This is a genomic window from Gracilibacillus saliphilus, from assembly GCF_010994085.1.
GTDB lineage: Bacteria > Bacillota > Bacilli > Bacillales > Amphibacillaceae > Gracilibacillus > Gracilibacillus lacisalsi.
On record NZ_WJEB01000038.1, the window covers coordinates 1 to 12,518 of the forward strand.

Annotated in this window: 20 protein-coding genes; 9 read left to right on the forward strand and 11 right to left on the reverse strand. The window is 35.1% G+C overall.

What is annotated here, in order from left to right; all coding sequences use genetic code 11:
- Positions 1 to 146: 146 nt before the first annotated feature.
- The 3 genes from GHT08_RS18635 to GHT08_RS18645 all read right to left on the reverse strand — a co-directional run bounded on the left by GHT08_RS18635 (position 147) and on the right by GHT08_RS18645 (position 1,732).
- A complete protein-coding gene (locus tag GHT08_RS18635; protein ID WP_193568321.1) occupies positions 147 to 284 on the reverse strand; it encodes a hypothetical protein in 138 nt (45 codons plus the stop codon).
- 176 nt (positions 285 to 460) lie between these two features.
- Positions 461 to 1,006, reverse strand: coding sequence for a signal peptidase I (gene lepB / locus GHT08_RS18640; RefSeq protein ID WP_163582917.1), 546 nt, complete (start codon positions 1,004 to 1,006; stop codon positions 461 to 463).
- Positions 1,007 to 1,063: 57 nt separating this feature from the next.
- Positions 1,064 to 1,732, reverse strand: a complete 669-nt coding sequence (locus GHT08_RS18645; protein WP_163582918.1) for a TVP38/TMEM64 family protein — start codon at positions 1,730 to 1,732, stop codon at positions 1,064 to 1,066.
- A 187-nt stretch (positions 1,733 to 1,919) separates the two neighbouring features.
- Between GHT08_RS18645 and GHT08_RS18650 the strand changes: the two genes are divergently transcribed.
- From GHT08_RS18650 to GHT08_RS18665, 4 genes are all read left to right on the forward strand, one after another.
- A complete protein-coding gene (locus tag GHT08_RS18650; RefSeq protein WP_153833921.1) occupies positions 1,920 to 2,315 on the forward strand; it encodes a YhjD family protein in 396 nt (131 codons plus the stop codon).
- A 67-nt stretch (positions 2,316 to 2,382) separates the two neighbouring features.
- Positions 2,383 to 2,754: a hypothetical protein gene (locus GHT08_RS18655; RefSeq protein WP_163582919.1), complete on the forward strand. Its 372-nt coding sequence runs from the start codon at positions 2,383 to 2,385 to the stop codon at positions 2,752 to 2,754.
- Positions 2,741 to 3,238 (forward strand): RNA polymerase sigma factor, encoded by a 498-nt coding sequence (locus GHT08_RS18660; protein ID WP_163582920.1) that lies wholly within the window; start codon positions 2,741 to 2,743, stop codon positions 3,236 to 3,238. Before GHT08_RS18655 ends, GHT08_RS18660 begins: the two co-directional genes overlap by 14 nt.
- Positions 3,228 to 3,458 (forward strand): hypothetical protein, encoded by a 231-nt coding sequence (locus tag GHT08_RS18665; protein WP_163582921.1) that lies wholly within the window; start codon positions 3,228 to 3,230, stop codon positions 3,456 to 3,458. The genes GHT08_RS18660 and GHT08_RS18665 overlap by 11 nt, the downstream gene beginning before the upstream one ends.
- Before the next feature lie 63 nt (positions 3,459 to 3,521).
- Here the strand turns inward: GHT08_RS18665 and GHT08_RS18670 are convergent, their stop codons facing one another.
- Positions 3,522 to 4,052 carry a competence protein ComK gene (locus GHT08_RS18670; protein ID WP_163582922.1) on the reverse strand — a complete coding sequence of 177 codons (531 nt, stop codon included), beginning with the start codon at positions 4,050 to 4,052 and terminating at the stop codon, positions 3,522 to 3,524.
- Positions 4,053 to 4,244: 192 nt separating this feature from the next.
- Here GHT08_RS18670 and GHT08_RS18675 point away from each other — a divergent pair, with 192 nt between their 5' ends.
- The 4 genes from GHT08_RS18675 to GHT08_RS18690 all read left to right on the forward strand — a co-directional run bounded on the left by GHT08_RS18675 (position 4,245) and on the right by GHT08_RS18690 (position 6,494).
- Entirely contained in the window at positions 4,245 to 4,697 is a 453-nt protein-coding gene (locus GHT08_RS18675) for a DUF3939 domain-containing protein (protein WP_163582923.1), read from the forward strand.
- 83 nt (positions 4,698 to 4,780) lie between these two features.
- Positions 4,781 to 5,035 (forward strand): DUF2651 family protein, encoded by a 255-nt coding sequence (locus GHT08_RS22630; protein WP_163582924.1) that lies wholly within the window; start codon positions 4,781 to 4,783, stop codon positions 5,033 to 5,035.
- Positions 5,036 to 5,140: 105 nt separating this feature from the next.
- Positions 5,141 to 5,659 (forward strand): sigma-70 family RNA polymerase sigma factor, encoded by a 519-nt coding sequence (locus GHT08_RS18685; RefSeq protein WP_163582925.1) that lies wholly within the window; start codon positions 5,141 to 5,143, stop codon positions 5,657 to 5,659.
- The gene (locus tag GHT08_RS18690; RefSeq protein ID WP_163582926.1) at positions 5,652 to 6,494 is read left to right on the forward strand and encodes an LCP family glycopolymer transferase; all 843 of its coding nucleotides are present in this window, start codon (positions 5,652 to 5,654) and stop codon (positions 6,492 to 6,494) included. Before GHT08_RS18685 ends, GHT08_RS18690 begins: the two co-directional genes overlap by 8 nt.
- Before the next feature lie 54 nt (positions 6,495 to 6,548).
- Here GHT08_RS18690 and GHT08_RS22270 read toward each other — a convergent pair whose 3' ends face one another.
- The 7 genes from GHT08_RS22270 to GHT08_RS18720 form a co-directional block, all read right to left on the reverse strand.
- Positions 6,549 to 6,857 carry a hypothetical protein gene (locus GHT08_RS22270; RefSeq protein ID WP_238343613.1) on the reverse strand — a complete coding sequence of 103 codons (309 nt, stop codon included), beginning with the start codon at positions 6,855 to 6,857 and terminating at the stop codon, positions 6,549 to 6,551.
- A 143-nt stretch (positions 6,858 to 7,000) separates the two neighbouring features.
- Entirely contained in the window at positions 7,001 to 7,132 is a 132-nt protein-coding gene (locus GHT08_RS22430; protein WP_272953913.1) for a hypothetical protein, read from the reverse strand.
- Between the two features lie 4 nt (positions 7,133 to 7,136).
- Positions 7,137 to 7,577, reverse strand: a complete 441-nt coding sequence (locus GHT08_RS18700) for a GNAT family N-acetyltransferase (protein WP_163582927.1) — start codon at positions 7,575 to 7,577, stop codon at positions 7,137 to 7,139.
- 158 nt (positions 7,578 to 7,735) lie between these two features.
- Positions 7,736 to 8,608, reverse strand: coding sequence for an AraC family transcriptional regulator (locus tag GHT08_RS18705; protein ID WP_163582928.1), 873 nt, complete (start codon positions 8,606 to 8,608; stop codon positions 7,736 to 7,738).
- A gap of 113 nt (positions 8,609 to 8,721) precedes the next feature.
- Positions 8,722 to 9,660, reverse strand: a complete 939-nt coding sequence (locus GHT08_RS18710; RefSeq protein WP_163582929.1) for a hypothetical protein — start codon at positions 9,658 to 9,660, stop codon at positions 8,722 to 8,724.
- 32 nt (positions 9,661 to 9,692) lie between these two features.
- A complete protein-coding gene (locus tag GHT08_RS18715) occupies positions 9,693 to 10,850 on the reverse strand; it encodes a M48 family metalloprotease (protein WP_163582930.1) in 1,158 nt (385 codons plus the stop codon).
- Positions 10,851 to 11,004: 154 nt separating this feature from the next.
- Positions 11,005 to 12,000, reverse strand: a complete 996-nt coding sequence (locus GHT08_RS18720; protein ID WP_163582931.1) for a lipoate--protein ligase — start codon at positions 11,998 to 12,000, stop codon at positions 11,005 to 11,007.
- A 157-nt stretch (positions 12,001 to 12,157) separates the two neighbouring features.
- On the opposite strand from GHT08_RS18720, the gene yhfH reads away from it, so the two are divergent.
- Entirely contained in the window at positions 12,158 to 12,286 is a 129-nt protein-coding gene (yhfH, locus tag GHT08_RS18725) for a protein YhfH (protein WP_091480275.1), read from the forward strand.
- Positions 12,287 to 12,518: the final 232 nt, after the last annotated feature.

Sequence of the window (12,518 nt, forward strand, 5' to 3'; positions counted from 1 at the left end):
ATATACCTCACCTCTCCTTTTTTTAGAAGCCCCCAACAAACGCAAACGTACGTTTCTTGTTTATTATTATATACCAGAACAAACGATCTGTCAAAACCGTTCACCATTCATCTCATCACTAAAGTAACGAGTTTTCTGGTGAACATTTATAAAATAAATCCATCATTATTCCCAAGCCACATAAATGCAGCATCAGGAGATTTTGGGTTGTCTACAAAGATACGTCCAGGATTATTGCCCTGTATAATGGCTTTCACTTCCATATGCCCATCTATGTTTATCAAATGCTGACACCTATTAAATCGCTCATTTTTAATTCAGAGATCATTGCTATATCTCCTTCCCCATTATGATTTTCCCTTCTATCCCCACCATATTATACCATAAAATTCCACTAAAAAACTCAATCCATTCATAAACAGTTTTGGATTGAGTTCCTAATTAAAGCGCTTACCTTTATTTAGTTTATAAATTGGAAGTTAAGCTCTGACATCGGCCAATATCGGATATCTACTTTTCCTACCACTGTTTCTTCTTTCACGAAACCAATCGCTCTGCTGTCATAGCTTTTCGTTCGGTTGTCACCTAATACAAACAAATTCCCTTCTGGTACGACTTCTTCACCGGTTATTTCTTCTAAAGTAAAATCTTCTGTAAGTACTTTATTCGGTTCCCGATATGGATCCAAATATGGTTCATCAATTGCCTCTCCATTAATATATAACCTATCATCTTGATAAACAATATGATCACCAGGTTTTCCGATTACCCTTTTCACATAATCTTCCTTATCATTGGCATGGAAAACAATGACATCTAAACGGTTGATATCTTTTAAATCATATACTATCTTATTGACCATTAATAAGTTTCCATCATGCAGTGTCGGTTCCATCGACTTACCATTCACAACATAACTTGCAAATAAATAAGATCGGAAAAAGAATGCCAACACCAATGCAATTACAACAATTCGCACAATTGACCAAACACGTTTCTTATCCATATACCTTCACTCCAAAGGACTCTCTTTATTAACTAATTTACCCCCTTTCGGAAGTTTCTAACCCTTTTTATCTCCAATTTTTTCATTGGATTTTCTGTGTAAATATTTCTCTATATATTTCCCTACAATCCAAAGAACCAATACCCCTACCGCTAATATAATCGTTTTAACTGGATTTTGTGCAAAAGAAGTTACACTATCTCCGATATAAGATATGGTAAAGACCATGACCCCTTTCCCAAGCAAAACAGCTAATACAAATTGATAGAAATTAATACTTGATAAAGCAGCTACAACATTTATAATTGCAGAAGGTGAGAACGGAAAACAAAGTAAAATAAATAATGGACCAAATCCATGACGGGTTAGCCAGTTCGTTATCTTAGATACTTGTTTATTCTTTCTTAACCATTTAAATAGTTTTAGATGCCGATAACGTTTCACCAAAATAAAAACAGCAATCGTACCTGCACTAGTACCAGACCATGATAAAAGAAACCCTTCCAACAAACCATATGCAGCAGCATTCGTCATCACAAATACAATAATGGGTAAAAAGGGAAGAAAAGATTCAATAAACGGAAGTAAGAAGCCAGGAATAGGACCTAAGCTTTCATAACTTTGCAGTAAGAAGTTAACTAACTGTCCAAATTCATTTGCTTCGACTAGTTCTCTAATCTCTTCCACATCAATATTATCTAAATTACTTATATTATATGTAATCATACCTTGTTTAACTCCTTCACCTGACCAAAAAAATGAGTTATTTTTATTTTAATATTTTTTTTACTGTTTTCCTAATCTTTCACTTAAATCCTTAAATTTCTATCTGATTTTCTTACAATTTTGTTGCATCTTTTAGCGATTCGGGTATATAATAGAACAAACGTTCCCTTGGAGGTGGAAATGGAAAATGAGATATTTAAACGAACAAGAATGGAAATTAGCATCACGTTTTCTGTTTTTATCAATGGCCTTAAAGGTTATTAAACATGATTTACAAAAAATGAACCAACTATCCCCTTTTAAGATAAATGAACCATATATTGCGCTGTTGGAAAAGATGGAAAAAAACGCAACCGAAGAACGAAGAAAATTGCGCAAACAAATGTATCAGGAAAAAATTAAAGTCGTTGCAGCAGAAAAAAATGATTCATTCACATCTTATCTATTCCTCTGTAAAGGAAAAGAGGAAAAACGTAATTACTTTAATCCAGCTATTCGTAAAAAAGTCGAGCTAATCTTAGAGGAATTACTTGCACATGCTTATGAATCAACGTCTTCCTCGAAAGAAGAAGTAAAGCTGTAATTTTTTTAAGAAAATAGTGAACTTTTCATCTCCGTTCATGGTATAAGTAAATGAAGGAGATGATAAAATGGAGTTAGGTTGGTTGATCAGTACGATTGTTGCTTTTATTTTGGGCGGATTGTTTGTCACACTCATTGCTACTATGAACAAAAAAGTAGTCAAGGACAGACTAGGAAATATCGATTTTAAAAAATCAGATCTTTATTTTTACTGGACTAGATGGGATTATACCATTATTGCATCTGCTGTTTATACGTTTATCTGTATTACCGGATTATTTGTATTCTTGCTTTCCGGTGAAAATATCGACAACCATTGGATACAATTTTTTCTTCACCAAACATTTGTTTTTTCTTTAATTACATTCATTTGGTTTATTACGCGATTAGCATATGTATTTAAAGGAATTAAAGAGCGGTGGTCTGATGAATTCAAATGATAATATCCAAGTGGAAGAGTTATTTACCACTTACCATCAACAAATTTATCAGTTCACCTACCGCTACACGCAAGATGAAGCGTTAAGCTATGATATTGTCCAGGATACATTTATCAAATTTCAAAAATATCAAATGAACTTTGATCCGTCTAAGTCCCATATTCGCACTTTTTTATTCAGAATTGCTTACCAGTTAACGATGACGAAACTAAAAAGACGGAACAAGTTCAAAAAACTACTCCCGTTTTTATATGAACAGAACCAAAAAGAACCAGTATCACTAGAAGAAAAGATTACGATTCGCACTACCATACAACAACTATCACCTGAACAAAGAGCTGTAATTATTTTTACTTATTATCATGATTTAAGTCAAAAAGAGATTGCTGCTATTTTACAAATTCCGATTGGGACAGTAAAATCAAGACTACACAGTTCATTAAAAAAGCTAAAAGACCTATTGGAGGTTGATGATGATGAATAAACACGATATTCCCGAGGAATTAAAACAAAAATTAGATGAATTTGAAGTAGATGTACCAGATATTCCATTGAAAAAATCATTATCCCAACAAATCGCAAACTGTCTTTATGCGCCAGCGAAAAATCCAGTAGATCTTATCTCCAAGCAATGGACACCGTTAACAATTGCTTTGCTTCCTATGATCATATTACTTTGTTCAATACCTTTACTATTCATTTAGCTAATAAACCTATAAAACCAATAAGGTAAGAGCCTTATTGGTTTTATTCTAGCCGTCATCATCTTATCTCTTTTTATGCCATTTCGATTCCGCAATATGCTGAGAAGCCTCAAGAATGTGCTCCATTTTATTACTAAGCAAGTAGCGATACTGAGCAGTACGGTACAATTGATTGATCATTGTAGCATAAGAAACCTCTAACACTAATTCACGCCCATTCTTAAAAACGACCCTTGTTAAGTGCTGTTCTATCTTTTCTATTTCGAGAACGTGTGAATGCGCAATCCATGTACAAGCTTTTCTTAAGGGGGATTCCACCGGAAAAAAATACATCCCACTTATCCGGTCAATTGCAATTGGTGGTTTATGCGTGATGCCACTTAACATTCTTGATCCTTCAATCAACCCTTTTAAACTAATACCAAAAGCTTTACAAGTAACATCCATCACTTGTTGTGTACTAAATGTTGTTTCATAATCATCTACTTCTTCATACTCAATCACACGGGTTAAAAACCTCCCATCTGCTTCATAACCGACCACTGCTAATGTCTTTGGACTGATTTCCCGAACCTTCTCCATTAAAATTTCCATTTCATTTCCTCCTTTAAATTATTCCACTATAATGTAGCAATTTTTGATAAAATTGGATATAAAATAACAAAAAATAGCCCGAAATTTCGAGTTAGACTATCAATCTAGCAGAAATTTGCTATAATTTGCTTAAAAGAGGCAACTGAGTGGTCATTTTCAACAAAATTTTCGCAAAAAAATGAGGTGAAATAATTGTGGTTTAAGAAAAAGAAAAAAGAAACAAAAAAATTCCCTACAAAAGATATATCATTAGAAGAAGTCCGATCCGCTATTCATGAGTACAGCAGAGACTTACCTCCAAATATTCCATTGAAAATATTGATCAAGGACGACTTATCGCTAGACTATACTTTACTAGCTCCGATTTTGAAGGCGATTCCATCCAAAAAATACTATATGTCAAAAGAAACCTATGACTTATTTGAGGAAGAAGATAAGCATATTGCACAAGCTTTGGATCAAGTCCAGCAAGCAGTCGATCAATATATCGCACAAAAAAAGGAATTACCGATTATTGATCATGATCCCTATCGCAGAGTGAACTTTTTTAAACTAGAACAACTTAACTTAATCAACGAACGACCAAAAATGGATTTTTATATTACGGACCAAGAACAGTTAGTTACGACGATAAAGCCTAAGTAAAGGGGTATGTCCATGACAAGATCAGCTAATAAAACCAGACAACAAGCAACTTTCAATGATACCGATATTCAGGAGAAAATGGTATGCTTACTGTTCCATTGATCATTTTCATATTCCCTATCATATCTATTATACTTGGGGTCGTTGGTTACTTGATACTTAAGAACCTCACTGCACCTATTATTCTAGTGATATTGCTTGGAATCATAGCTGCCCTTTTATGGTTTAACAGATCATTCGGTTTCTGGATTTTCATCTATGGATTTTTGGCATTTGCAGGTGCTTTTTTAACTAAAATGGTAACTACCAAAATGAAAAGGAGGAAGCCTTTATCATGAAGGCTTCTTTTTGCTTTTTAAAAAGTTTTTTTATATTTTGAAACTATTTAAATCTCGCTTTCGTCCAATGTGCGAAAGTAAGATAAATGAGAGAAGAGTGGTGTCATGACAGAACTGGAAAAAGAACAATTATTAGAAGAAACCATGATAAACTACGGTGATGATTTAGTACGGTTAGCTTTCCAATATGTGAAAGATAAAGAGCTAGCTAAAGACATGGTTCAGAACACCTTTGTAAAGTGTTATAAAAACCTTGAGCAATTCAGAAATGAGGCTTCCATTAAAACATGGTTATATCGGATTGCTATCAATGAATGTAAGGACCATCTCAGGAGCTGGCATAACCGAAAAGTACAAGCAAAAAACTTTGTGGAAAATACGCTGACGATATTCTCAGCTGAAAGTAAGGTAATGGAAGCGGAGGAACAAAACGAAATTAAGGACTGTATTTTTTCACTGCCAAAAAAGTATCGAGAGGTGATTTTTCTTTATTACTACAAATCTTTCACATTGGAAGAAATAGCAATCATTACAGAAGTTAACCTTAACACGGTGAAAACTAGATTAACCCGGGCAAAACAGCGGTTAAAAGTTATAATGAAGGAGGAAAATATTTATGGCTAGTAAATTCGAGAAAGAATTATCCTCTTATTTAGATCAGGAAGATTTAACGTTTACAAAAGATGATAGAAAAAAAACATTCAACAAAATTCATAGCCAAACAACAACACAACATCATAATAAAAGCAGTTTCACACGTCCAATTGTGCCGATCATGGCAACTATAGCAGTTTTTATGTTAGCTATTGCGTTAATCCCATCTTTTATTCTTAACGAAAAACAAAATTCAGAGGCAGACAAAAGTATCACATCAACAGCAGAAGAAGGAAATGGGAATTCTGTTTTATTGCTAATGGGTGAGGATGCAGATAGACACAGAAACCCTTTTAACCTTCTGCTTACCTATAATTTCGATAAGGAAAGTGTAAAAGTAGTTTCCCTTCCCCGTGATTTATATGTTGACAGATATAATGCTGAAGGTGAAAAATTCGAAAAAACAAAGCTATTACATGTGGGAGCTCATGATAACGACCCAGCAGCGAGTATGAAAACTGTGTCTAATTATTTAGATATTCCGATTGATTATTATGCTTTGATGCCAATGGAAGAAATATTTCAATTATTAGAAATTGATGATGAAAATAAAATATATGAAATCGAAGAACAAAATAGTCTTGCCAATCTATTAGAGAAGGATCAAAAGTTTCCTGAATTAATGGAGCTTATTTCTCACCATCAAACAAATCTAACTGAAGATATTTTCAATCAAATGGAAAAGAAATCAAACCAATATGATATAATTCAGTTGGAAGAAGGATTAAACAATATCTTTGAAGATGAGATTTACTATGTTGAATTAGAACCGAGTTTCTTAGAAAAACTAAAGAATGATTTATAGATAAGTAACCAAAAAAAGTCTTGTGTTTCCCCACAAGACTTTTACTATTGTGTCTCAAGATGATGAAACAAAATACCAACCATCCGCAAATTTAACGATTTCTTTAAAATCTCCTCCAAAGTCATGGGTATCAGGCTTTTCATCAAGAGGCGAATGAACAATACCTGAAAAGTTATCCAACACTCCTCGATATGTAAAGAAAAAAACAGCTCCATCTTCTTCTACCACAATATCATTTCCACCACTTGTCACATGTGCATATTCATTTGGTAATTGGATCAATGAATCATTATAATCCACATTTGGTTTTAGATCGCCATTATCTATTTTCTCAATTACTTCTTCCCTAGCTTCTTTTTTCATATAAAAGTTCCATTTCAATATCATTTGGTTAAACGGGACAGTGAAAAAGAGAATAATTGTCACGATTTGAATTACTACCGGCTTCCATTTACGTTTAACAAACATAAGAATAACAGAAGTAATAAGCGTAATGATAAAAAAGCCTATACTGCTGTTAATATAAAGGGGAAGAAAAATGGTGTGAATGCTTCAACAATCTGCCACCTGAATATTTGAACTAGCAACACGAGCACACTACTAATGATGGCACAGACTAGAAGGTAGCGAGATAGCATGACTTCACCTCCTGTTATTGATAGTTTTTACAAAGCCTATGCTTTTCGCTTCATAGCCCAACGTTGAGTAAATTTGATGTGCATTTTTTCTTTCTTCACGATTACCACTATTAATTAATATTTTTCTCGCTCCATATTTCTCAGCCCACTCTTCACTCGTTACAAGTAACTGTCTTCCAATTCCTTGTCCTCGAAATTTCTCATCAACAATAAATACACCAACTTGAACAAAAGTCCCGTCGTGTTCATAGAAATGTTGCAGAGATACCCCTAGTAGCCCAACAATAATATTCTGTTCCTCTGCCACGAAAGTTTGATAGTTAGGTAGTGTTTGAATGGTAGCCATTCTTTGCTGAAACTGATCTTCTGTCGTAGGATAGCCTAATTGTTTCATTAAAGGTAGAATTTGTGGAACATCACTGATTTTGAAATGCCTGATAAGCATGATATACCTCCAAAATATTGGTCTTTTTTGTCTTCGAGAGTGTTTCTCGAAGACACTTTTTATCATTTTCGCTTTCTTGTGTCCTCGAGAGTGATTCTCGAAGACACTTTTCCTCATTTTTGCCTTCTTTTGTCCTCGAGGAATACTATAGTACCCCGTTATTGCCTCTCTACCGGTATCCAAATCTCACTTTTAAAGTCTGGCGAATCAAAATCGCTATTTTCATTCCAAAGAATCTCCGGACCTTTCGTTTGCTGATAATTGGATGAGGGGAACCATTCAGCGTAAATTCTCCCCCATGTCTCCTGCAAATGTTGTGGGAACGGACCAATTGATTCGAAAACTGCCCAAGTAAAGGCAGGAACCTCTAAAGCAGCCCATTGTTCTGGGCACTCTTCTGTTGTAGCAACCCCAATATAATGATCCAGCTCTCCTTTTTCCTCCATACGTCCTTCTGAGAAATTGGTGGATGCTTGAATGATCCCATTAGGTTCTGTGTTCGAGAGCTCTTTCAATTGCCCGATTTTCTCCTTGTTCAGTGATTTCCACATGGTGGTGATCTCTGGATTCTCTCCTTCAAAAATAATTGGCACCCGTTTTTGCACACCAACAATTCGGAAGGGAGCCTTTTCTTCGATACGATAGTTCATCTCATTTCCTCCTTCGATTGATAATCGGAAGGTCATTTGTGGAAAAGATTTCAGTGGTGAACCATGCTTTTTTGCTTCTGACGGATTAATGCCGTGCAAACCACGAAAAGCTCTGGCAAAGGAATCAGGAGATTGATAGCCATATTTAATGGCAATATCAATTACTCTAGCATCGCTATTTTGTAGTTCAAATGCTGCGACAGTTAAGCGTCGACGGCGAATATATTCCGATAAAGTAATACCTGCCAGAAAAGAAAACATTCGCTTAAAATGGTATTCAGAGCAATAGGCAATGCTTGCTATTTTGGCGTAATCTATTTGATTGGTTAAATTCTCCTCGATATATTCCAATGCCCTGTTCATTTCTATTAATCCACTCATTAACATGACCTCCTTGACTAAAGCATAGCAGGAAACAAAAAAACTCTTCCGACTTTTGGTGCACAAAAGTGTCGGATCGAAAAACCCCTCGACTTTCCAATCGAGGGGTTTACTTATGATGCATGATATATAATCTGTTCCCATTTATGATTTGCTTGATCGATGGTGTTGTTAACATCTTGGTTGAGACGCTTTAATTGCGAAATCGTCTCATCTACTTTTTGATACATTTCACTGACTTGTTGTTCTGACTGGTTGATTTTGTCTTGCACAAACCAGTCCATGATAAGACCGTCGAAGAAATAATCAGCAAAAGTTAACCCGCCAGAAATCTCAACATTAGCCTGAAATGATTTGCCGATGTCATTTAACTCATGTGAAAATTTCCGTAATAACCGCTGGGCATCGTGTGTAGCTTGTTTGGCATCATCAATATGACTATGTTTTAACGAAGTCGAAATTAAGCCACCGCCAAACATATCAACCGTTCCCCAATTTTTCGCACTATCTAGAGAAGAGAGAGCGGATGATAGCGCACGTTTTACTTTTTCTCCTGCATCAATCGCTTCGGCAATTTCAGATTTCTCATCTTGCATGTTGCCCAATTTTTCTAATACTTTAAGCGCTTGTTGACCACTTTCGTGATTGGTATCTAACAAATGATGATATTTCGCTTCTAATAAGCGTTGATAACGAACATCAGGCTCTCCCAATTCACGAATTTGCTGATCTAATGCCAAGATATCCTCTTGCAAGTCCTGTACAGACGCTTTCGCTTCCTGGTAGCGTAATTGTGCTCTTGCGACTTCTTGTTTCTCTTCATCAAGTTTTTCTAACTTTTGACCAGTGATCGAATAAAAAATATTCGCTACACTAAAGGATTCTAGTTTTTCGACATCCACTTTCTCATCTTGCAATTGTTGATAGAATTCCTGCTTTTGCTTCTCCAATTTTTCTAATTCAACTGCTAATTCTTTTCGCTCGTGCTTTAGTCGATTTAATTTGCGCTTATCTTCTTGAGCTTTTACTATTTTTTGATAATAAGTATCCAATTCAACCACCTCTACTCTATATACGAATCAAATTACGGGTTCGTTTCACGATTTTCTATTTCTTTGGTAATTCGTTCGATACGATCCGCTATTGATGGATGACTGGAACGGAACCATCGAATCCATGGAGATGGAGAAATATCTGCTTTCGATTGTTCAGCAAGTTGTCTATAGCTTGTCAATGCTGGAGATAAATCTTCGGTATGATTAATCGCATATTGGTCTGCTTGATTTTCCATTTCTCGAGATACCCATAGTGACAAAGGCTGCAAAAGCATGAGTATAGCTACTGTCACGAATAACAATTTTGTTAAAGATGACAAAGAATAGACACTTTTCCAAGAGCGAGTCCACTGTTGTAATACAATTAATACAACGAGTGTTAACAAAAGATATAAACCTACTCCCCAGTATACGTGATGATAGATGTAGTGCGCGATCTCATGGGCCACAATAAATAATATTTCATTCTGCTGCATACCAGCAATGGTGGTGTCCCATAATACAATACGAGCATGATTGAAAATACCTGTCACATAAGCATTATAGGTGGACACTTTCTCACTTTTATTGACAACAAGTAGTGTTGCTTCATTAATTCCTGCATCTGCAGTTAACATTTCGATTTCTTCTCGCAACTCTCCTTCTGGCAATAGGGTGAAATCATCGAAAAGTGGATCAATCCAAATCGGTTGCACGAATACAACGAACAAGACTACTGGGATCGCAAGGAACCAAAGAATCATCCCCCATTTTCTCGGCCATCTTTTCATAACGGTTCGTGTAATCAGGACAATCAACGAAAGGGATAACCACAACATTCCTGTATGTAGTAATTGTTCAACTAGCCATGAAAGAAATCCTTGAGTTCCAATTCCTTCTTTTACCCCGATCCTATACCAAAGAAAGCGAAAAGGGAAATGGATCAGATAATCTAATACCGTTAGTAATGTAACATATAACAGCACCTTTTTTATTTCTGATCGAATTTGTTCCAGTTGTTCCATCCAATTTGTTTTCTTGATTAAGATGTATAACATCAATAGCTGTAATGGCATCATCGCAAAGAAAAAGGCATGTGCTAATGCTCCATAACGTGTATCACTAAATGATGTAAGTGGATAAAAATAATAAAAATAGAGAAAAATCAGCATTACATATACTGTATATCCTATCATCCATTTTTTCATTGATATAAGCCCCTAAACATAAAAGTTATTACTATTATATGGATAAAATTTGTACTTTTAATCTTATCATTTTATCTTTTTTTTGAAAAAACTAAACAAACAGGATTCAATTAAAAAATCCTCCCATCAAACTAAGATAAGAGGATTTTTTACGCTAATATATAAGCCCTAAGAAGTCTTCTTTTGTAATTTTCCCTAAGTAGTGGGAAACATCTAAGTCACTTAACACTTCATCAATTGCCTGGCGCTCATAGCGAACACCTTGTAATTGATCTTCTAATTCTTTGACATCGCCGACACCGAAGAAGTCACCATAGATCGTACATTGTTCAATGATACCTTTATGAACATCAAGGCGAACGTCTACTAACCCACCATCAAACTTATGAGAGTGCTGGATATTAAATTTCGGTGATTTGCCATAATTCCATTCCCACTTTTGGTAACGTTCTTTGGATAATCGATGGATGTTGTCCCAATCTTCATCTGTTAATACGTATTGTGGAACATCATCCACGTTTTCAACGTTAAAAACGTGTTTAAGAATATGTGCTTTTAAATCATCCATCGATAATTTCTCATCCATAAATTCAGAAATGTTAGCAACACGGCTACGAATTGATTTAATCCCTTTTGACTTAATTTTTTCAGTTTTTACATTAAGAGAACGTACAACATTTTCGATTTCTGAATCATACATTAATGTCCCATGACTGAACATACGCCCTTTTGTCGTGAATTGGGCATTCCCTGAAATTTTGCGTCCATCGGCAACTAAATCGTTACGTCCCTTTAATTCTGCTGGAACGCCTAATTTATTCAATGCTTCTACTACTGGTTCAGTGAATTTGGCAAAATTGTGGAAACTGTCCCCATCATCTTTTGTAATAAAACTAAAGTTCAAGTTACCTTCATCATGATATACTGCGCCACCCCCAGACAAGCGACGAACAACTTTGATACCATGTTCATCCACATAATTGGTGTTAATTTCTTCTACTGTATTCTGATTTTTACCAATGATGATCGATGGTCCATTTATATAAAATAATAAATATGTATCTTCTTCACCGAAGTTTTTGAGTACATACTCCTCAAGGGCTAGATTAATATATGGATCAGTAATTCCTTTATTATCGATAAATTTCATCTGTTCTTTCACTCCTATTGTTAGCTAATTCTTACTACAAGTATAAAAGAATTAAAGAGAGAAAACAATTTTCAAGAAATTGTACTAATACAAATAGTTGATTTTTTACACTTGTTATAATACAATAATAACACGACACGCTTTTGGGAGGGCCGTTATGAAGAGCATCGTTGAATTCTTTCGCAACATTCCCAGAAAAAAGTGTAGTAAGTGCGGAAATGATATTGTAGAACAAGCAGATTGTTATCATAACATCTGCGACAACTGCAGTCATCCCGCCATCTAACCTGTTACGTCTTTTACAACCATATCTTTCGTTTCTTTCATCCTTCTTATCCTGCTGAACAAGGATGATGAACATTCCCATCCATTAATCAAGATATATGTAAAAGACAGACACCTGCAGCTATTAAGGTAGCTGCTTTTTTTTGTAGTCTAAAAACTTGTTTGATTGTCTAGAGAAAATACTGCCAAAAATACCATGTAGTCATACAAAAAATCGTTCGACGATACTGTTA